The sequence below is a fragment of the Amycolatopsis dongchuanensis genome (assembly GCF_039542405.1).
In the GTDB taxonomy this organism is placed as follows: domain Bacteria; phylum Actinomycetota; class Actinomycetes; order Mycobacteriales; family Pseudonocardiaceae; genus Amycolatopsis_E; species Amycolatopsis_E sacchari.
Map to the genome: position 1 here is coordinate 1 of NZ_BAABIB010000081.1, position 18,048 is coordinate 18,048.

At 72.9% G+C, this 18,048-nt stretch carries 20 protein-coding genes; 8 read left to right on the plus strand and 12 right to left on the minus strand.

What is annotated here, in order from left to right; all coding sequences use genetic code 11:
* The 3 genes from ABFX51_RS22135 to ABFX51_RS22145 all read left to right on the plus strand — a co-directional run.
* Window positions 1–1,261, plus strand: a 1,261-nt coding sequence (locus ABFX51_RS22135; RefSeq protein WP_487046922.1) for a COG1361 family protein, incomplete at its 5' end; no start/stop codon positions are given.
* A 23-nt stretch (window positions 1,262–1,284) separates the two neighbouring features.
* Complete coding sequence (locus ABFX51_RS22140) at window positions 1,285–1,833, plus strand: GtrA family protein (RefSeq protein ID WP_091515000.1); 549 nt, start codon at window positions 1,285–1,287, stop codon at window positions 1,831–1,833.
* Between the two features lie 38 nt (window positions 1,834–1,871).
* The gene (locus tag ABFX51_RS22145) at window positions 1,872–2,417 is read left to right on the plus strand and encodes a GtrA family protein (protein WP_177228953.1); all 546 of its coding nucleotides are present in this window, start codon (window positions 1,872–1,874) and stop codon (window positions 2,415–2,417) included.
* Window positions 2,418–2,469: 52 nt separating this feature from the next.
* On the opposite strand, the gene ABFX51_RS22150 is transcribed toward ABFX51_RS22145, so the two are convergent.
* Both ABFX51_RS22150 and ABFX51_RS22155 read right to left on the minus strand, forming a co-directional pair.
* Window positions 2,470–3,759, minus strand: a complete 1,290-nt coding sequence (locus tag ABFX51_RS22150; protein WP_091515005.1) for an ATP-binding protein — start codon at window positions 3,757–3,759, stop codon at window positions 2,470–2,472.
* Between the two features lie 2 nt (window positions 3,760–3,761).
* The gene (locus tag ABFX51_RS22155) at window positions 3,762–4,454 is read right to left on the minus strand and encodes a response regulator transcription factor (RefSeq protein WP_091515007.1); all 693 of its coding nucleotides are present in this window, start codon (window positions 4,452–4,454) and stop codon (window positions 3,762–3,764) included.
* Between the two features lie 47 nt (window positions 4,455–4,501).
* Between ABFX51_RS22155 and hisN the strand changes: the two genes are divergently transcribed.
* A complete protein-coding gene (hisN, locus tag ABFX51_RS22160) occupies window positions 4,502–5,287 on the plus strand; it encodes a histidinol-phosphatase (protein ID WP_091515009.1) in 786 nt (261 codons plus the stop codon).
* A 58-nt stretch (window positions 5,288–5,345) separates the two neighbouring features.
* Complete coding sequence (locus ABFX51_RS22165; protein WP_091515010.1) at window positions 5,346–5,858, plus strand: DinB family protein; 513 nt, start codon at window positions 5,346–5,348, stop codon at window positions 5,856–5,858.
* Here the strand turns inward: ABFX51_RS22165 and ABFX51_RS22170 are convergent.
* The 7 genes from ABFX51_RS22170 to ABFX51_RS22200 form a co-directional block, all read right to left on the minus strand.
* Window positions 5,855–6,127 (minus strand): hypothetical protein, encoded by a 273-nt coding sequence (locus tag ABFX51_RS22170; RefSeq protein ID WP_346054797.1) that lies wholly within the window; start codon window positions 6,125–6,127, stop codon window positions 5,855–5,857. The two genes, ABFX51_RS22165 and ABFX51_RS22170, sit on opposite strands and share 4 nt — an antisense overlap.
* Entirely contained in the window at window positions 6,124–8,961 is a 2,838-nt protein-coding gene (locus ABFX51_RS22175) for a glycohydrolase toxin TNT-related protein (protein WP_346054798.1), read from the minus strand. Before ABFX51_RS22175 ends, ABFX51_RS22170 begins: the two co-directional genes overlap by 4 nt.
* Before the next feature lie 4 nt (window positions 8,962–8,965).
* The gene (locus ABFX51_RS22180; RefSeq protein ID WP_091515019.1) at window positions 8,966–9,271 is read right to left on the minus strand and encodes a hypothetical protein; all 306 of its coding nucleotides are present in this window, start codon (window positions 9,269–9,271) and stop codon (window positions 8,966–8,968) included.
* Window positions 9,268–9,687, minus strand: coding sequence for a YbaB/EbfC family nucleoid-associated protein (locus tag ABFX51_RS22185; RefSeq protein WP_091515021.1), 420 nt, complete (start codon window positions 9,685–9,687; stop codon window positions 9,268–9,270). Before ABFX51_RS22185 ends, ABFX51_RS22180 begins: the two co-directional genes overlap by 4 nt.
* A 72-nt stretch (window positions 9,688–9,759) precedes the next feature.
* The gene (locus ABFX51_RS22190; RefSeq protein WP_091515024.1) at window positions 9,760–10,701 is read right to left on the minus strand and encodes a hydroxymethylglutaryl-CoA lyase; all 942 of its coding nucleotides are present in this window, start codon (window positions 10,699–10,701) and stop codon (window positions 9,760–9,762) included.
* A 1-nt stretch (window position 10,702) separates the two neighbouring features.
* Complete coding sequence (locus ABFX51_RS22195; RefSeq protein WP_091515027.1) at window positions 10,703–11,236, minus strand: PH domain-containing protein; 534 nt, start codon at window positions 11,234–11,236, stop codon at window positions 10,703–10,705.
* A gap of 34 nt (window positions 11,237–11,270) precedes the next feature.
* Window positions 11,271–12,083 carry a biotin--[acetyl-CoA-carboxylase] ligase gene (locus tag ABFX51_RS22200; RefSeq protein ID WP_091515029.1) on the minus strand — a complete coding sequence of 271 codons (813 nt, stop codon included), beginning with the start codon at window positions 12,081–12,083 and terminating at the stop codon, window positions 11,271–11,273.
* A 70-nt stretch (window positions 12,084–12,153) separates the two neighbouring features.
* Between ABFX51_RS22200 and ABFX51_RS22205 the strand changes: the two genes are divergently transcribed.
* A complete protein-coding gene (locus tag ABFX51_RS22205) occupies window positions 12,154–13,284 on the plus strand; it encodes a C40 family peptidase (RefSeq protein WP_245783363.1) in 1,131 nt (376 codons plus the stop codon).
* 144 nt (window positions 13,285–13,428) lie between these two features.
* On the opposite strand, the gene ABFX51_RS22210 is transcribed toward ABFX51_RS22205, so the two are convergent.
* Both ABFX51_RS22210 and ABFX51_RS22215 read right to left on the minus strand, forming a co-directional pair.
* Entirely contained in the window at window positions 13,429–14,469 is a 1,041-nt protein-coding gene (locus tag ABFX51_RS22210; RefSeq protein WP_091515034.1) for an amidohydrolase family protein, read from the minus strand.
* Window positions 14,466–15,257 carry an SDR family NAD(P)-dependent oxidoreductase gene (locus tag ABFX51_RS22215; protein WP_091515037.1) on the minus strand — a complete coding sequence of 264 codons (792 nt, stop codon included), beginning with the start codon at window positions 15,255–15,257 and terminating at the stop codon, window positions 14,466–14,468. The genes ABFX51_RS22210 and ABFX51_RS22215 overlap by 4 nt, the downstream gene beginning before the upstream one ends.
* A gap of 214 nt (window positions 15,258–15,471) precedes the next feature.
* Here ABFX51_RS22215 and ABFX51_RS22220 point away from each other — a divergent pair, with 214 nt between their 5' ends.
* Window positions 15,472–16,419, plus strand: a complete 948-nt coding sequence (locus ABFX51_RS22220; RefSeq protein WP_091515151.1) for a methyltransferase — start codon at window positions 15,472–15,474, stop codon at window positions 16,417–16,419.
* Here ABFX51_RS22220 and ABFX51_RS22225 read toward each other — a convergent pair.
* Window positions 16,408–16,977, minus strand: coding sequence for a TetR family transcriptional regulator (locus tag ABFX51_RS22225; RefSeq protein ID WP_091515040.1), 570 nt, complete (start codon window positions 16,975–16,977; stop codon window positions 16,408–16,410). The genes ABFX51_RS22220 and ABFX51_RS22225 overlap by 12 nt on opposite strands.
* Before the next feature lie 113 nt (window positions 16,978–17,090).
* Between ABFX51_RS22225 and ABFX51_RS22230 the strand changes: the two genes are divergently transcribed.
* A complete protein-coding gene (locus tag ABFX51_RS22230) occupies window positions 17,091–18,038 on the plus strand; it encodes an SDR family oxidoreductase (protein WP_091515044.1) in 948 nt (315 codons plus the stop codon).
* The last annotated feature ends 10 nt before the right edge of the window (window positions 18,039–18,048 follow it).

Here is an 18,048-nt window from a genome sequence, read left to right on the forward strand (position 1 = left end):
CCCGACCGCGGCCTCGACACCGACGCCGCCCCCGGTCGTCCAGCCCGCACCCGCACCCGCGCCGGCGCCCCAGGTGCCCGCTCCCCCCGCGCCTCCCGCCCCGCCGGCCCCGCCGGTGGTGCCCGCTCCCCCGCCCGTGCAGCCGGCGCCGTCGGTCCCGCCGACGCTGCCCGCACCCCCGCCACCGCCGGCGGCTCCGCCGGCCCCGGCTCCCGCGAACCTCACCGCGGACTCGCCCGCGCAGGGCATCGAGCTGGACCCGGGGCAGGGCGCGGTCGCCCTGCCGATCACGGTCCGCAACACCGGCGGTTCCGTCTCCGAGCCCGTCGTGGCGACCCTGAACCTGCCGCCGGGCATCCGCGCCGTCCCGCCGGGCGGCGGCGGTGGTGCGGCGGCCGCACGCGGGTTCGCCGTGCAGGCGAGCCAGGGACCGCTCACCGTGGACTGCCCCGCGGGCACCGGCACCGTCACGTGCTCCACCGACCGGGGCCTGCAACCCGGCGAAACGGCGGTGCTGACGTTCCGGCTGATGGCCGACGACGACGCGCGGCCCGGCCAGGTGACGGGCTCGGTCACCGCGGGCACGACGATCCGGCTCGCGGTCGACGTGCCGGTCGCGGTCAAGCCGCGGCCCGACGCGCTGACCCTGGCCGTGAGCGGCGACGACGACTTCCCGTGGCCGTGGTTCCACGAGCGCGCGTTCACCGTGACCGTCACCAACGACGGCCCGAACACCAAGCCGGTCACGGTCGACGTGGACCGGAAGGCGGACCTGACGGACGGCCCGGCCACCTGCACCACCGGTGACCACGCGATCAGCTGCACCAGCACGCAAGCGCTTGCGCCGCACGAGCAGCTGCGACTGAGGTTCGACACGAGGTGGCACCCGTTCGACCCCGGCTTCATCACCGTCACGGCGACGCTGGGCACGGCCACCGAGACCGCCAAGGTGCCGTTCCTGTGCTGGCCGGACCTGCCGTGCGGCGTGCCTTCGCCGGACCCGACGACGCCCACGGGCACCAGCACCAGCAGCACCACGTCGACGTCGTCGTCCTCGTCCTCGTCGAGCACCCATGCGACGACGTCCACGTCGGGCTCCGGCCCGGCCACGAGCAGTCCGGCCTCCTCGTCGTCCTCGGCGACGTCCAGCAGCACCCCGCCGCCGAGCAGCAGCAGCACGCCCTCGACCACCAGCACGCCTTCGAGCAGCTCGACGAAGCCGAAACCGCCTTGGTGCTGGCTGTTCTGCTGGCCCTGGTGAGGGCAGGCGTAGGGTCACGCCCCGTGGCCATCGTCGAAACCGTGCTGGGGCTCCTCCCGCGCCCCGCGCGGGCGCTGCTGATCAAGCACCGTGAACTGCTGAAGTTCGCCCTGGTCGGCGGCGCGTGCTTCGTGCTGACCAACGTCGTGAACTACGCGCTCAAGCTGACCGTGCTGCGCGGCAACCCGGTGACGGCGTTGATCCTCGCGGTGCTCGTGGCGACCGTCGTGTCCTACGTGCTGTCGCGGGAATGGTCGTTCCGCACGCGCGGCGGCCGGGAACGGCAGCACGAGGCGGCGTTGTTCTTCGTGATCAGCGGGATCGCGGTGGGCCTGAACTCGCTGCCGCTGGCGATCTCCCGTTACGTGCTCGAACTGCGCACCCCGCACGTCGGACTGTTCACGCAGGAGGTCGCCGACTATTTCAGCGGGATGGTCCTCGGCACGCTCGTGGCGATGCTGTTCCGCTGGTGGGCGTTCAAGAAATGGGTGTTCCCGCAGGCGGGCGCGCGGCCGAGGGTGGTGCGGGCGGCTCCCGCGGAAGAGGACGAACCGGACGTCCGGGCCGCCTGAACTCCTGCGCCCTCCCGCAGCTCCGTACACTGCGGGACGTGACCGTTGTGGAAAGCGTGCTTTCGCACACTCCCGAGCCGCTGCGCTCGGTGCTGATCAAACACCGGGAACTGCTGAAGTTCGGCATCGTCGGTGGCACGACGTTCATCGTCGACAACGGTGTGTGGTACCTGCTCAAACTGAGCGTGCTGGAAGACAAGCCGACCACGGCGAAGGCGATCGCGATCATCGTAGCGACGATCGTGTCCTACATCCTCAACCGCGAGTGGTCGTTCCGCACGCGCGGCGGCCGCGAACGGCACCACGAGGCCGCGTTGTTCTTCGTGATCAGCGGGCTCGCCGTGGTCGTGAACCTGATCCCGCTGTACCTGTCGCGGTACGCGTTCCACCTCGAAGTCCCGCACGTGACCCGGTTCGTGCAGGAAACGGCGGACTTCATCAGCGGTTCGATCATCGGCATGCTGCTGGCGATGGTGTTCCGCTTCTGGGGTTTCAAGAAGTGGGTTTTCCCCGACGATCTCGGCCAGCGCCGCCGCGACGCGGTGAAAAGCGCGGATATTCGCGAATTGCGGCCCAAGATCTGACGCCGGGCGCGCAGCGCCTCCTTGAGGGGTGGCGGTCGGGCGACGGGTGGGCTTAGCGAGGCACACGTTCCGAGGGCCAGCGCACTTCGCGGACGTCTCCCGGACTCGGCACCCGCAGGAACAGGCTGAACACCGCGGGCCGCCTGCTCGACAGCTCCAGCCGCCCGCCGTCAGCCTCGGCCAGGGCGCGCGCCAGTGCCAGCCCGACACCCGTCGAACCGCCACCGGAGAACCCGCGCTCGAACACGTGCGGCGCCAGTTCGTCCGGAATGCCCGAACCCGTGTCGGTCACCTCGACGACCACCGTCCCCTCGGCGTCGCCGCGCCGCGCGGCCAGCGTGACCGTGCCGGCGCCGTGGCGGAGCGCGTTGTCCAGCAGCACCCCCACCACCTCCCGGAGACGGCCGGGCGTCGCCCGCGCGATCAGGCCGTCCCCGATCCGCAGCCGCAGGTTCCGCCCCTCCGCCCGCAGCAACTGCCGCCACTCCTGCGCGACCTCGGGCAACGCGGTGGCCAGCTCCACCGGCTCGGCGTCCACCTCGCTCGCCGCGCGAGCCGCCGCCAGCAGCTCCTCCAGCGCCTCGGACAACCGGTCCGCCTGCTCCTGCGCGGCGCGCGCCTCCTCGGCGACGTCGTGGTCGTCGACGATCGTGAGCGGCTCCAGGCGCAGCTGCAGCGCGGTGAGCCTGCTGCGGAGCTGGTGCGAAACGTCCCCGACCAGCTGCCGCTCCCGCTGCACGAGCTGCGCCAGCGCGGTGCCGGACGTGTCGAGCGCCTCGGCGACCATGTCCAGCTCCCCCACCCCGTACCGGCTGGGATCGGGCCGGAAGTCCCCGCCGCCGAGCTTCGCCGCGCGCTCCGCGACGTGCCGCAGCGGTTTGGCCAGCCGCCGCGCCGTCACGGTCGCGACGACGGTGCCGATGCTCACCGACAACACGACCAGCAGCAGCACGGCGAGCGTCACCGTGGTCTGCCGCGAGCGCAGCGGACCGGACGGGATCGCCAGCTCCAGCGTGCCGTCCCGCGCCAGCTGCACGCGCGCCGTCACCGGGTCCGTGCCGGGCTCGGAACCCTCGGTCTGCGCGGGCTGCCCCGGCAACCGCACCGTCAGCTTGCCGCCTGCCGGGATCGCGACCGCCACGGCCGCGAGGTCGGCGTCGCTGAGCTGCCCGTCCGCGAGATCGGTGTCCAGCGTCGCGGCGATCTGCGAAGCGCGGGCGCCCAGGTCCTCGGTGGTGATGCTGTCGACGAGCTTCCACGCCGTCACGCCCAGCGGGATCCCGAGCGCGGCGGCGGTCACCGCGACGGCGAGCAGGATGGCCAGCAGGATGCGGCGCCGCACGCCTACTCCGTGTTGAAGCGGAAGCCGACGCCCCGCACCGTCGCGATGCGGCGCTCGCCGTCACCGGAGTGCACGACCGCGCCCTTGCCGTCGCTGGTCACCGACAGCTTCCGCCGCAGCCACGACATGTGCATGTCGAGCGTCTTCGACGTCTTGGACTCCAGGTCGTTCCACACCTCGGCGAGGATCTCGTCGCGGCTGACGACCTGCCCGGCGCGGCTCATCAGCACCCGCAGCAGCTCGAACTCCTTGTTCGCGAGCTGGATCTCCTTGCCCTCGACGGTGACCAGCCGGGCGCCCAGGTCCATCCGGACGCCACCGGCCTCGAGCACCTCGGGCGCCCGGCGGCGCAGCAGCGCCCGGATGCGGGCGAGCAGCTCGGCGAGCCGGAACGGCTTGGCCACGTAGTCGTCCGCGCCCGCGTCGAGGCCCACGACGAAGTCCACCTCGTCGGTGCGGGCGGTGAGCATCAGCACCGGCAGCTCGGTGCCGCTCGCACGCAGGCGGCGGCACACCTCCAGGCCGTCCATCCCCGGCAGGCCCAGGTCGAGTACCAGCAGGTCGACGCGCTGCTCCCCGGTCGTCTCCAGCACGGTGGGCCCGTCGCCGACGACCTGGACCTCATAGCCCTCGCGCTGCAGGGCGCGCGACAACGGTTCCGCGATCGCCGGATCGTCCTCGGCGAGTAACACCATGCTCACCTGGCCAACTCTACGACCGGTCGGCGTGAAAACATCGTCGCGTGGCCAGCTACTCGGACGATCTCACTCTCGCAGGACGCCTCGCCGACGCCGCCGACGCGATCACCACCGCCCGGTTCCGCGCCCGCGACCTCGAAGTGAACAGCAAACCGGACCGCACGCCGGTGACCGACGCCGACACCGCCGTCGAGGACGCCGTGCGCGAACTGCTCGCCGCCGAGCGGCCGGACGACGCCGTCGCGGGTGAGGAGCGGGGCGGTTCCGGCTGGTCAGCGGGCCGCACGTGGATCCTCGACCCGATCGACGGCACCAAGAACTTCCTGCGGGGCGCGCCGGTGTGGGCCACGCTGATCGCGCTGGTCGAGGACGGCACACCCGTGGTCGGGATGGTGAGCGCGCCGCTGCTGGGCCGCCGGTGGTGGGCGAGCCTCGGCGAAGGCGCGTGGCTGCGGGATTCGGCGGGCGAACGGCGGATCTCGGTGTCCGGGGTGTCCTCACTGGACGACGCGTACCTGTCCACGACGCACCTGAACTCGTGGAGCGAGTACCACTCGCGCGAGGCGTACCTGGCGCTCAACGACGCGTGCTGGGAGACGCGCGCGTTCGGCGATTTCTGGTCGCACTGCCTGGTCGCGGAGGGCGCGATCGACCTGGCGGCGGAGGCGGTCGTGAACCCGTGGGACGTCGCGCCGATGCAGGTGCTGGTGACCGAGGCGGGCGGCCGGTTCAGCGACCTCGGCGGCGAGGTCCGGTTCGACGGCGGGTCGGCATTGTCGTCCAACGGGCGGCTGCACGACGCGGCGCTGGCGATCCTGCAGCGGCGCTGAACGGTCCGTGCAGAAATCCGCGCTGGTCCCCGGCGGGCTCGGCACCGATGCTGGACCCATGATTGCGCCGGACACCAAGGACTGGACGTGGGTGCTCGAGCGGCCGTGCCCGGAGTGCGGGCTCGACACGGCGAGCTTCGACCGCGAGGACGTGGGCAGGCTGCTGCGGGAGAACGCGGCGGAGTGGCAGCGGGTGCTGGCGCGGGAGGACGTGCGGGAGCGCCCGGCCGCGGACGTGTGGTCGCCGCTGGAGTACGCGTGCCACGTGCGTGACGCGTGCCGGATCTTCCTCGGGCGGCTGGAGTCGATGCTGTCCACGACGGACCCGGAGTTCCCGAACTGGGACCAGGACCGCACGGCGGTGGAGGCGGACTACGCGTCGCAGGACCCGGCGCGGGTGGCGGCGGAGCTGACCGAGGCGGCCGCACGCTTGGCAACGGCCTTCGACTCGGTGTCCGGCTCGGCGTGGCAGCGCACGGGCCGGCGCAGCGACGGTGCCCGGTTCACGGTGGAGACCTTCGCGCGCTACTTCCTGCACGACCCGGTGCACCACCTGCACGACGTCAGCTAGGCGGGCAGCGGCCCCACCGCGCCGCGGGCGACCTGCGCCCAGGCGAGGCGGCCGAAGAGGTAGTGGCAGGCGACCTGTTCGTTGGTGAAGCGCGCCCAGTCGTAGCGGTTTCCCTGCTCGCGCCAGAAGACCTCCCACACGGGAACGTCCTCTTCGGACTCGTCGGTGCGCAGGACGCACCAGGCGTTGTCGGCCTCGGCGTTGACCGAGACGACCTCGTGCGGCACCCCGATGACCTCCAGCCAGCGCAGGATGGAATCGACGTTCACTCCCCCTCCTCGAGGGCCAGGTATCCCAGGGTGACCAGCTCGTCGGCGGAGTGGACCGCGCGGTAGCGCAGGCCGCCGCCGGGCTGGCCGAACCACGGCGCGGAGGCCGTCTGCCACATCGGAACGGGCCGGAGCACGCGGTAGCGGCGGTACTCGGCCCCGGCGGCGGACGGCGGCAGCGACCGCTTGACGAACAGGGTGCCGGCGGGGGCGAAAACGCGCCCTTCGACGGGGCCGAAGCGGTCGAGGAGCGTGCCCTCGGGCAGGACCTCGGGCTCCCCCGCGTCGGCGCCGCCTTCCGGGTACAGCTCGCCGGGCGGCCAGGCGTACTCGGGGATCCCGTCGCGGTGGCCCGCGAGGAAGCGGCGGTCCCAGTCGCGTTCGGACAGTCCGCCGAGGGGGTCGTGTGTGTCGAAGAGCCCGGCGGGTGCTTGGTGCGACGGGTCGCTTTGGCGGCGGAGGCCGTTGCGCACGTTCTGGATGGCTTCGCCGGGGACGATGAGGTCGGAGCGCGGGTGGTCGTAGGGCGGGAAGCGGAGGCCGGCGGCGTAGTCGACTTCCTCGGGGGGCGGGGGCAGCTGGCGGTGCGGCCGCACGGTGGCGACCGGCAGGTGCCCGATGGGAAACATGGCAACAAGGAACAAGGCGACGATGCTCTCCCGCTCCTGGCGGGGCGCGCCCAGCGGCGGGTACGGCCCGGGGGCGGGCGGCGGTTGGGCGGGGAGGGGGCGCTGCTCCCAGCCGGGAGTGGCGGCGCGGTGGGGTTCGGGCCCGGCGGGGCGAGGGGTGGGGGTGGTGTCGGGGGAGGCGGGGTTGGCGGGGTTGGCGGGTGAGCCTGCGCCACCAGGCGGGGCCGGGGTGCTGCCGGGGGTGGCGGGGGTGGCCCGGTTACCGGGCCCGGCCGAGGAGCCGGGGGCCGGCGTGCTTTCGCGAAGGCCTGCGCCGCCGGGGGTGGCAGGGTTGCCGCTAAACGGGGCCGGAGTGCCTGGGGAAGCCGAAGTACTGGGCCTCCTGCCGGTAGTGCCGGGCTGGCCTGACGGTGCGCCCGCCGAGGCAGGAGGCCGGGACGAACCCGCGACTCCATCACGAGTGACCGGCGGCGCGAACCCACCAGGCGCCACATTCGGAAGCCCTGCTGGGGGTCGGGACAGGCCACCTCCGTCAGCGAGAGGCGGCATCGCGGAAGGCGGGCGGAACGCGGGCGAGGCCGATCCTTGCCCGGAAGGGGCGGCATCGACGGGCGGCGGGTAGCCCGCCGGCAGCGACGGACTGGGGTACGGAGCGGGCGCCCCCTCGGCGAAGCCAGAAGCGACCGTTCCCCCGGGGATCCCGGCCGGAGGGGTGGGGACGTCGTCGAAACCGCCCGGGGCGAGGAAGCCTCCGTACTGCCCCGTGCGGATCGGGCCCGTGCCCAGGTCGGGCGAACCACCGGCGAATGCTGAGTCCCCCGGGAGGGCGGCGGCATCGGGAGCTCCTGCGAGCCCGGAAGCCACCTCCCCGACCGATCCGGGGAGACCCGCCGCCGGACCAAACCCGGGGAGTCGCGCCGCATCCGCCGCTGGTCCGGGAGGCGCAGCCGGAACCGCCGCATCCCGCGCCAGCCCGGAAAGGCCTACCGCGGCATCCCTTGCCGCGCCATGCACCGCTTCCCCCGCGGCACCAGCCACCCCGGGAACGGCACCATCCGCCAGGCCCGCAACCCCATGCACCGCACCGTCGGCCAGCCCCGCCACACCATGCACCGCTTCCCCCGCGGCACCAGCCACACCGGGAACGACGCCCTCCGCAAGTCCGGCAACACCATGCACCGTCCCTCCGGCGGCGCCTGCCACCCCGTGCACCGCACCATCCGCGAGCCCCGCAACCCCATGCACCGTCTCTCCGGCGGCCCCCGCCACACCCCGCACGGCACCGTCGGTCAGCCCCGCCACACCGTGCACCGTCTCGCCAGCGGCCCCCGCCACGCCGTGCACCGCACCATCCGCGAGCCCCGCAACCCCGCGCACCGTCTCTCCGGCGGCCCCCGCCACACCGCGCACGGCACCGTCGGTCAGCCCCGCCACACCGTGAACGGCCTCCCCCGCGGCACCCGCCACCCCATGCACCGCACCATCCGTCAGCCCCGCAACCCCGCGCACCGCACCATCCGCCAGCCCCGCCACGCCGTGCACCGGCAGCCCACCCCCATGAGCAGGCTGCAGCAACCCACCCCCGGACAACCCGTCATCCACAGTGGACAAAACCCCACCGGGCAAACCGGTCACCGCGCTCAGCAACCCCCCGCCGTCCCCCATGCGGGCGCCCGGGTTCACGTGCAGCAGCTCCACCCCGCCCACACCGCCCCCACCGACCGCCGCCGCCAGGTCACTGCTCAGCGCACCCAGGTTCGCCGCCGTGCCCTTGAGCACCGTGTCCAGCCCCAGCAGCGCCGCCGGGTGTCCCGCGGCCGCCGCGACCTCCGCCGCATCACGGTTCTTCGCCGCGTCGACCAGGTGGCGCACCATCTCGACCTTCGCCGCCGCGACCTGCTCCGCCGCGTGCTCCAGGCGGTCCGCGGCCTCCCCCGCCCCCTGCGCCGCCAGCGTCAGGTGCCCGCGGTCCGGGTGGACGAACTCCGCCCACATCCCCCGCGCCGCATCCGCCGACGGGCCCGTCAGCGCTGCCGCCGCGGCGCTCGCCGTGCCGTCCGCCTCCGCGGCCAGCGCCGTCAGCTCGTTCTGCGCGTCCCGCCACGCCGTGGCCTGCTCGCGCAGCTTGTCCTCGTCCGCCTGCGGCCACGCCAAACCCGTCGCGGCGGCGAGGTCCGCGAGGTCCTTCGGCAGCTCGATCCCCATGACGTCAGTCCCGCACCGCGTCCGCCGCCGCCTCGTCGCCCGCCCGGTACCGGCGCGCCGCCTCCGCGAACGAACCGCCCGCCTGCGCCAGCCGCTCCGCCAGGCCCCGCACCCGCTCCGCCGCCTCGTCGGCCGCACCGACGTGCGCCGCCGCGAAGCTCCGTCCCACGGCGTCCGACCCCCACGCCGCCGACGCGCCCGCCAGCGCCCGCTCCAGCTCCGCCGACACGCGTGCCGCCCGCTCGACCAGCCCGTCGAACTCCCCTGCCCGCGCGGAAAGCCGCTCGACGTCGGATTCGAACCCGGTCACCGGGCTATCCAGTTCCGGTCCTCGTAGCTGTCCTCGTCCAGCGCGTGCTTCGGCCGCGAGACCTCCGGCGCGGCGAGATCGGCCGTGCCCAGCAGCAGCGCCTGCGGATCGGTGCCCGCCGGCAGGACCGGCGCCAGCACGTCCCCAGCCGCGCCGTACGCGCGCCGCGTCGCCTCACCCGTCACGCGCACGATCCGGTCGGCCAGCTCGGCGGGCCGGTACCGCCGGTACGCCTCCTCGGCGATCACCAGCCCCGTCAACGTCCCGCGCGCGCCCACGGTGGCCGTCACCAGGCCGTCCGGGTCACTCGCCGACGCCGTGACCGACGTGAGCTCGCGCTGCACCGAGGCGAGCTGCTCCCTGCTGCGCCGGTACCCGGCCAGCAGCTCCTCCACCTGCGCGCGGTGCTCGGTCACGGCACCCTCCTCGGTAGTACAGCGGTCGGCTTGGAGTTCCGACGCGCCCCGCGCCGCCCCGGTTCCCGGGATTCACCCGGCGAGCGCGTTGACCACCCGTGAGGGGCTGGGCCTGCCGAGCCGCTCCGCCATCCACTTGCTGGTGGCGACGAGCTTGTCCAGGTCCACACCGGTCTCCACGCCGAGCCCTTCGAGCGTCCACAGCAGGTCCTCGGTGGCGAGGTTCCCAGTGGCCGACTCCGCGTACGGGCACCCGCCGAGCCCGCCCGCCGACGAGTCCACCGTGGTGACCCCGCACCGCAGCGCGGTGACCGTGTTGGCCAGCGCCTGCCCGTAGGTGTCGTGGAAGTGCACCGCGAGCCGTTCGACGCCGACGCCCGCCTCCGCGAACGCGGCGAGCAGGCCCTCGACCTGCCCGGCGGTGGCCACACCGATCGTGTCGCCGAGGGACAGCTGCGAGCACCCCAGGTCCAGCAAGCGCTTTCCGGCGGTCACCACCTGCTCGTACGGGACGGGCCCCTCCCACGGGTCCCCGAAGCACATCGACAGGTACGCCCGCACGTCCATCCCGGCGTCGCGCGCGCCCGAGACCACCGGCTCGAACATGTCGAACTGCTTCTCGACGGTCGAGTTCAGGTTGCGCTGCGCGAAGGTTTCCGTGGCGCTGCCGAAGATCGCGATGTCCCGGCAGCCGGCGTCCAGCGCCCGCTTCAGCCCGCGCTCGTTGGGCACCAGCACCGGGTACCGCACGCCTTCGCGGCGCTGCAACCCGTCGAGGAGCTGCTCGGCGTCGGCCAGCTGCGGCACCCACTTCGGCGAGACGAAGCTCGTCGCCTCCAGCGTGGTCAGCCCCGCGTCGGCGAGCCGGTCCAGGAACTCCAGCTTGACCTCGACCGGCACGATCGTGCTCTCGTTCTGCAACCCGTCACGCGGCCCGACCTCCCAGATCGTCACGCGCGAAGGCAGTCCGTCCGCCGCTGCCCGCTGCGGCAGGCCCAGTTCCCTCGTGCCCATCTCAGCGCCTCCCCCTTGCCTGGGTTTCGCCGGGGAAGTCGTCGTACGGGTTGTCGTTGACTTCCCGGTAGATCACCGTGTGCACGTGCTCGACGGACGGGATGTCCTCGAAGCGCAACGGCTCGTGCGACGCGGACTCGATCACCAGCGTGCCGCAGCCGAAGATGCGGTCGACGAGCCCGTGCTCGAACTGCACGCTGTTGATGCGGCTCATCGGGATGTCGATGCCGACGCGCTTGAGCACGCCCTCCCGCGTGATGAGCCGGTCCGTGGTGACGATGAAGTGCGTGGTGCGCCAGCGGATCAGCGGAGCGAGGAACAGCCAGCAGATCAGCACGACGCCCACGACGCCGATCGCGATGCGGGACACGTCGTGCCACGGCGCGGCGAGCCCGCCGGTGAGCGTCAGCAGCCAGACGCCGGCGGCGACGGTGACGACCAGCCAGAACACCGGCCAGATGAGCATCTTGAAGTGCGGATGGCTGTGCACAACGACCTGTTCGTGCTCGCTGAGCAGGTCCTCCGGGTACGCCACTTCGGCACCCTCCGATCCTCGGCTGCTGGTGGGGTCACGGTACCGCTCGCAGGTGCACGACGTCCCCGGCGAACACCAGGTGCCGCTTGCCCTGTTCGTCCTCGACGATCAGCTGCCCGGCCGGATCGACGTCGGTGGCGGTGCCCAGCAGTCCGGCGTCACCGGGCAGCATCACCCTGACCTGCTGCCCGAGCGTGTCGCAGGCCTTGCGGTACTCGTCGAGCATCCCGGCGTGGCCGAGATCACCGCCCGCTTCGCGCCAGCGCCCCTCGCGCGCGGCGAAGGCGGTCAGCAGCAGTTCGGCGACCTCGGTGCGGTCGGTGGTGCGGGCGCCGTTCTCGGCGAGGGACGTCGGGCGCAGCCCACCGGCGCCGGGCCGCACGCCGGGGCCGAGCGGCCGGACGTTGAGCCCGATGCCCAGCACGACGGCGACCTCCTCGGCCGCGACGGCCTCGGCGAGGATCCCGGCGCACTTGCCGCGGTCGGGTCCGGCGAGGACGTCGTTGGGCCACTTGAGCGCCGCGTCGACGCCGAGTTCCCTGGCCAGGTCCAGCACGGCGAGCCCGGCGACGATCGCCAGCGAGCCCAGGTCGGCGAACGCGACACCCTGCGGGCGCAGCAGCACGCTCAGGCACAGGGCGCTGTCCTTCGGGGAAATCCACTCCCGGCCGCGGCGGCCGACCCCCGCGGTCTGCTCCTCGGCGATGAGCACGGTGCGGTCGGGTGCCCCGTCGACGGCGGCCGCCCGCAGGTCGGCGTTGGTCGAACCGGTGCTGCTCACGACGTCCACCGCCGCGTAGGGGCCGACGAGCCCGGCACGCAGGCGCGCCGCGTTGATCAGGGTCATGTGCGGGAGACTAATAACGTCACGGCGATTCACTCGTTGGGGAGGGCGAAAGTTCCCTAACCTCGGGTAGGTGACCATTCGTTCCCCCAAGTGGGCCCGCGCGGCGGCGGGCCGGGCTCTGATCGCGCTGGTCCTCGTCGGCGGGCTGGTGGCCGGTGGCTGGTTGCTCGCGCGGGCGCCCGAGCGGCCGCCGGTGCCGCTGCCCGCGGCCGCGGCCCAGCCGGAGGGCAACGCGGCGACGGCGGCTGGTCCTTCCGTGCTGGAGGTGAGCGCGCCCGTGCAGGCGCAGGCCCCCCAGCAGCAGGGGCCCAGCGAGCTGGAGAAGTGGGCGGCGGGGTTGAGCGGGGCACTGGACATCCCGGAGCGCGCGTTGCTCGGCTACGCCAACGGTGAGCTCACGCTCCGCAGGGAACAGCCGGCGTGCCACCTGTCCTGGGTCACACTGGCGGGGATAGGCAAGGCCAGTTCCGATCACGGACGGTACGGGGGCAACGGGCTCGACGCCGCCGGGGCGCAGACGCGAGCGCTCGGCGCCGTGCCGCTGCAGGGCGCGGCCGGGGAGGCGGCGAGCGAGCAGCGCAGCGGGCCGATGCAGCTGACGCGGCAGGAGTGGCAGCGCGCGGGCGCCGGCGGGAACATCCAGGACATCGACGACGCGGCGGTGGCGGCCGGGCGCGTGCTGTGTGCGGGCGGACGTGACCTCCAGGCCGGGCTCGGCTGGTGGAAGGCGATCGAGAACTACCGCGATTCGGCGCTGTTCCGGCAGCAGGTGCTGGGCAACGCGCAGCTGTACGCGACGCTGTCGCTGGCGCCGCAGACGGCTTCGGCGCCGTCGGTGCGTGCCGTGCGGTTCGCGCTCGACCAGCTCGGCCTGCCCTACGTGTGGGGCGGCAACGGGCCGGACGCGGGTGCGGCGGGGTTCGACTGCTCGGGGCTGACGAAGGCGGCCTACGACTCGGCGGGCGTGGCGCTGCCGCGCACGGCGGATTCGCAGTTCCGCGCGGAACCGCCGGTGGCGGGGGAACCGAGGATGGGTGACCTGGTGTTCTACGGCAGCCCGTCGACGCGCATCCACCACGTGGGGTTGTACCTGGGCAACGGCTTGATGATCAACGCGCCGACCGAGGGCATGGCCGTGCAGATCGCGACGTACCACGTCGCCGGGGACGACTACGCCGGCGCCGGACGTCCGTCTATTTAGGACACAGCGGCGGCGGTGGGCGGTGGCGCCAGCCCGGTCCGGCGTCGCATCCGGACCTGCACTGGCCACCTTCGACGACCTCTCGGCTCCGCGCATCGTCGCCTCGGTCAACGACCACGACGCGCGGATCGCCAAGGTGGCCGGCTATCGGGGGTCCCGCCGGGGCGGGATGCGGAACAGCCGTTCGGCGTTGGCGTGGCTGATCAGCGCGCGTTGCTCGTCGGTGAGGTCGGCCGCGGCCAGGAAGCCCGTCGCGACTTCGCTGTCTTCGTACGGGTAGTCGATCGCGAACATGAGCCGTTCCGCGCCGACCTTCCGCAGGGCGTACTCGAACACGTCCTGGTCGTACATCCCGCTGGTCGTGAGAGTGAAGTTGCGCAGGACGTACTCGCTGGGCTTGAGCTCCAGCTTCACCATGCCGAGCAGGTCGCCCGCCCAGCGGTAGGTCTTCTCGTAGATGTTGTCCAGCCGCCAGAGCCAGAACGGCAGCCCTTCCCCCAGATGCCCGAGGACGATCTTCAGGCCGGGGTGGCGATCGAGCGCGCCGCTCAGGATGAGCCGGACCGCGTGGGTGCCCGCCTCGGCCTGGAACCCCCACAGCGCCGCCACCATGCCGTAGTCCCGGAACGGCGCCATCATCTGCGGGCTGGGCGAGCGCGGGTGCAGGTACAGCGTGGCGTCCTGCTCGGTCAGTGCCGCGAGCACCGGCTCCATCTCCGGCTCGTCCAGGTAGTGGCCGCCCGTGTGGGATCCGATGAGGATCCCGCCGAACCCCGGCATGCCCATCACCCGGCGCACCTCGGCCGCCGCAGCCTCGGGATCCTGCGGCGCCACCGCACCGAGTCCCGCGAAGCGCCCGGGGTGCCGGCGGATCAGGTCGGCGAGCGTGTCGTTCATCTCCCGTGCGAGCGACGTCGCGCGGGCGGCATCGGCGTACAGCTGCACGCCGGGCGGGTTGAGGCTCAGCACCGACAGGTCGACGCCCGCCGCGTCCATCTCGGCCAGCCGCGTGGGAACGTCACTGAGCCGGGGACGCATCACCGGGTCACGCGGGAAGTTCACCACGAACGCCTGCTCGGGCTCCTCCCCCGGAGCCACCGCGAGGTTCTCGATCTCGTCCCAGAAGCGCCCGGTCGCGAAATGTTCCTTGACCGCGATCAGCCGGTGCGCGCCCGTGCCGGTCACAGCTTCATCCCGCCGGACGCCTCGATGCGTTCGCCGTTGATCCAGCCGGTGTCGTCGGACAGCAGCGCGGCGACGACCCGGCCGATCTCCTCGGGCTCGGCCGGGCGGCCGAGGGCGGTGATGGCGCCGACGCGCTTGCGGTACTCCGGGTCGTCGCGGATGACTCCCCCGCTGAAGTCGGTCGCCGTCGCGCCGGGCGCCAGCGTGTTGACCCTGATGCCGCGTGGGGCGAGCTCCGTGGCGAGATACCTGGTCAGCGGCTCGATCGCGCCCTTGCTCACCGCGTACGCGGCTTTGCCGGGGAAGACGAAGCGCACGAGCCCCGAAGAGAGGTTCACTATCCGCCCGCCGTCCCGGATCAGCGGGACGAGCTGCTGCGTGACGAAGAAGACACCGCGCACGTTGACGGCGTACAGCCGGTCGAGATCCTCCACCGTGGTCTCCGCGAACGAGGCGGTGTGCCAGATCCCCGCGTTGTTGACCAGGTAGTCGAACCGGTCGACGCCCATCGCGGCGAGTTCGGCGCGCACTTGCGCGGCGAAGGAGTCCAGGGTGCCGACTTCGCTCACGTCCACTCGCAGTGCGCTGACGAGCCCACCGTGCTTACGCGCCTCGGCAGTCACCTCGTCCGCGGCGCCGGCGTCGGAGTTGTAGGTGAAGATGACATCGAGCCCGCGGGCGGCCAGGTTCAGCACCGCCGAGCGGCCGATACCGCGGCTGCCGCCGGTCACGATCGCCACTCGCCGCGCCGCGTCGCCGCGATCCGTCGACGAACCGGTTTCCGCCATGGTTGTCTCCTGTGTTCGCATCGTCCGTCGACGTTCGTAGATCCACTTGAGACGCTAGGGACGGGACCGCAGGAGGAAGAAGGTCTCGTTGCTCCTAGGGCCGTCAGGACCAGGCACCGCCCGTTGACCGACGGCTCGCGTCAGTGCGCTCGCGCGTGGCACCGTGGTGGCAGGAGGCGTGGTGGACCCCAGTGACGCGAACACACTCCGCCGCATGGCCGGGCTGGCGACCCCGATGGCCCTGCGCGTCGCGGTGACCCTTGGCCTGCCGGACCGGCTCCTCGACGACGCGGCCACCGCCGACCGGCTCGCGGAAGAGCTCGACGTGTCACCCGTCGCGCTCGACCTGTTGCTGGGCCACCTCGCGACCCTCGGCGTCGTCGAGCGGACATCCGCCGGTTACCGGACCACCGAGTTCGGCGCGCACCTCTGCGCCGGCGCGGACGGTGGCTTCACGAACCTCCTGCTGCGCCTGGATTCCGCCGCGGGCAGGGCCGAGCTGGCGTTCGTCGAACTGGCCCACAGCATCGCCACCGGGCAAGCCGCCTACCCGCGCCGCTACGGCCGGGACTTCTGGGCCGACCTCGCCGAACAACCGCACCTGCGCGAGACGTTCGACCGGCAGATGACCCTGCGGTTCCACGAGCAGATTCCGCAGATCGTCGCCGGTTTCGACTGGTCCCGGTTCACCACGATCGTCGACGTCGGCGGCGGCCCGGGCACCCTGCTCGCCGCGATCCTGACCGCCCACCCCCGGCTGCGCGGCCACCTGGTCGACGTGACGGCCGACGCCCGGCGCACCCTGAGGCACCTCGACGACCGGGCCGAGGTGACCGTGCGCAGCTTCTTCGACCCGCTCCCCGCGGGCGCGGACGCCTACCTGCTGTCCGACATCCTCCACAACTGGGACGACGAGCACGCCCACCGGATCCTCGCCCGGTGCGCGGAGGCGGCCCGCCCGGCAGGCCGCGTCCTCGTCATCGAACCCGTCGGAGGGCGGGCCGGCACCGACATGGACCTGGCCATGCTCGTGATCCACGGCGGCCGCGAACGCCGGGTCGACGAGTTCCGCGAACTCGCCGCACCCCACGGTCTGGTCCTCGACACCGTGACCGACTTGACCGGCCAGCGCTGCCTCCTCGAATTCGCCTCAGCCGGATGAGGCGGCGGACAGCGCCCGCAGGTCGTCGAAGGCCTGCGACAGGTGCTCGTACACGCTCTGCGAGGGGTCGTCGATCCACGCCTGCAGCGCGTGGTGGAAGGCGGCCCAGCCGGTCTGCGCGGCCAGGTCGGCCAACCGGTCGGCGACGCCGCGCTGCCGCAACGCCTCCGCGCAGGCCTCGGTGAGCGAGGCGTTCTTGGCCAGCTCGCGTTCCCGCAGCGCGGGCGTCGCGGCGATGATCTCCAGCCGCGGTTCGGTGTACGGGCGGCTGGCTTCGAGGATCCGCGCGGCCTTCCGGAAGGCGTAGAACAGCACGTCGAACGGCGGCAGGCCGCCGGGCGCTTCGGCCACCGACTGCGTCAGCTCGGCTCGCAGGTCGGCCTCGCCGTCGAAGAGCACCTCGCGCTTGTCGGGGAAGTGCCGGAAGAAGGTGCGCTCGTTGACGCCCGCCCTCGCGGCGATCTCCGCCGTGGTGGTGCCGTCGAACCCGCGTTCCCGGTACAGCTCCAGCGCGGCCTGCCGCAGCCGCTGCCGTGCTTCTGCTCCGCTTCTGGGCACCTCCGCAGCTTACCCGCGTTGCGCCAGTGACTGGCCTCACGTTGCGCCAGTCACTGGCGCTACGCGTAGAGACCGTTAGTGCCAGTCACTGGCGTTACAGGAAAGGCTCACCCATGCACCTCTTCGTCACCGGCGGGACCGGCCAGACCGGGCCGGCCGTCGTCGCGGAACTCGTCGCGGCCGGGCACACCGTCACCGGCCTGGCCCGCTCGACCGCCGCCGCCGCGCGGCTGGAGTCACTCGGCGCGAAAGCACACCGCGGCTCCTTGGAAGACCTCGACAGCCTGCGGGCCGGCGCGGAAAACGCCGACGGCGTCCTGCACATGGCCTACGGCGGCGATTTCGCCGATCCGGACGACCTCATCCGTCGCGACCGCGCGGCGATCGAGGCGCTCGGGCAGGCTCTGGCCGGGACCGGCAAGCCACTCGTGAGCACCTCGGGCACGTTGGTCATGCGGCCGGGACGGGTCGCCACCGAGCAGGACGCGCCGGATCCCGGTTCGGTCGCCGCCTTCCGCATCGCGGGTGAGCGGGCGTGCCTGGACTTCGCCGAGCGGGGCGTCCGGGCGAGCGTCGTGCGGCTCGCGCCCACCGTGCACGGCCCGAGCGACCACGGGTTCGTCCCGGCCCTGATCGCGGCGGCGCGGCGAGCGGGCGTCTCGGCCTACCTCGGGGACGGCACCAACCGCTGGCCCGCGGTCCACCGCTTCGACGCGGCGCGTCTTTTCCGCCTGGCACTGGAGAAAGCGCCCGCCGGGAGCGTGTTGCACGGGGTCGCGGAAAGCGCTGTCACGGTCAGGAGCATTGCCGAGCGGATCGGGCGAGTGCTCGGCGTCCCCACCGTTTCACTGACCCTCGATGAGGCCGCCAAACACCTCGGAAACCCTTTCCTCGCCAGGTTCTTCTCCCTCGACGTGCCCGTTTCGAGCGAGCACACCCGGGCGTTGCTGGGCTGGACGCCGGAGCACAAGGGGTTGCTGGAGGACCTGGAAACCGGCGACTACTTCACACCGGAAGCCAGCCGCCGCGCCGAGGAGATCTGGCTCGCCCACAGCAACTGACGCACGAGAG

What these genes read in the sequence shown, in the direction of transcription:
- ABFX51_RS22155 (WP_091515007.1), bottom strand. Translation starts at nt 4,454, where the DNA reads ATGGTGTTACTCGCCGAGGACGATCCGGCGATCGCGGAACCGTTGTCG.
- ABFX51_RS22165 (WP_091515010.1), top strand. Translation starts at nt 5,346, where the DNA reads ATGATTGCGCCGGACACCAAGGACTGGACGTGGGTGCTCGAGCGGCCG.
- ABFX51_RS22175 (WP_346054798.1), bottom strand. Translation starts at nt 8,961, where the DNA reads ATGGGGATCGAGCTGCCGAAGGACCTCGCGGACCTCGCCGCCGCGACG.
- ABFX51_RS22190 (WP_091515024.1), bottom strand. Translation starts at nt 10,701, where the DNA reads ATGGGCACGAGGGAACTGGGCCTGCCGCAGCGGGCAGCGGCGGACGGA.
- ABFX51_RS22200 (WP_091515029.1), bottom strand. Translation starts at nt 12,083, where the DNA reads ATGACCCTGATCAACGCGGCGCGCCTGCGTGCCGGGCTCGTCGGCCCC.
- ABFX51_RS22215 (WP_091515037.1), bottom strand. Translation starts at nt 15,257, where the DNA reads ATGGCGGAAACCGGTTCGTCGACGGATCGCGGCGACGCGGCGCGGCGA.
- ABFX51_RS22220 (WP_091515151.1), top strand. Translation starts at nt 15,472, where the DNA reads ATGGCCGGGCTGGCGACCCCGATGGCCCTGCGCGTCGCGGTGACCCTT.
- ABFX51_RS22230 (WP_091515044.1), top strand. Translation starts at nt 17,091, where the DNA reads ATGCACCTCTTCGTCACCGGCGGGACCGGCCAGACCGGGCCGGCCGTC.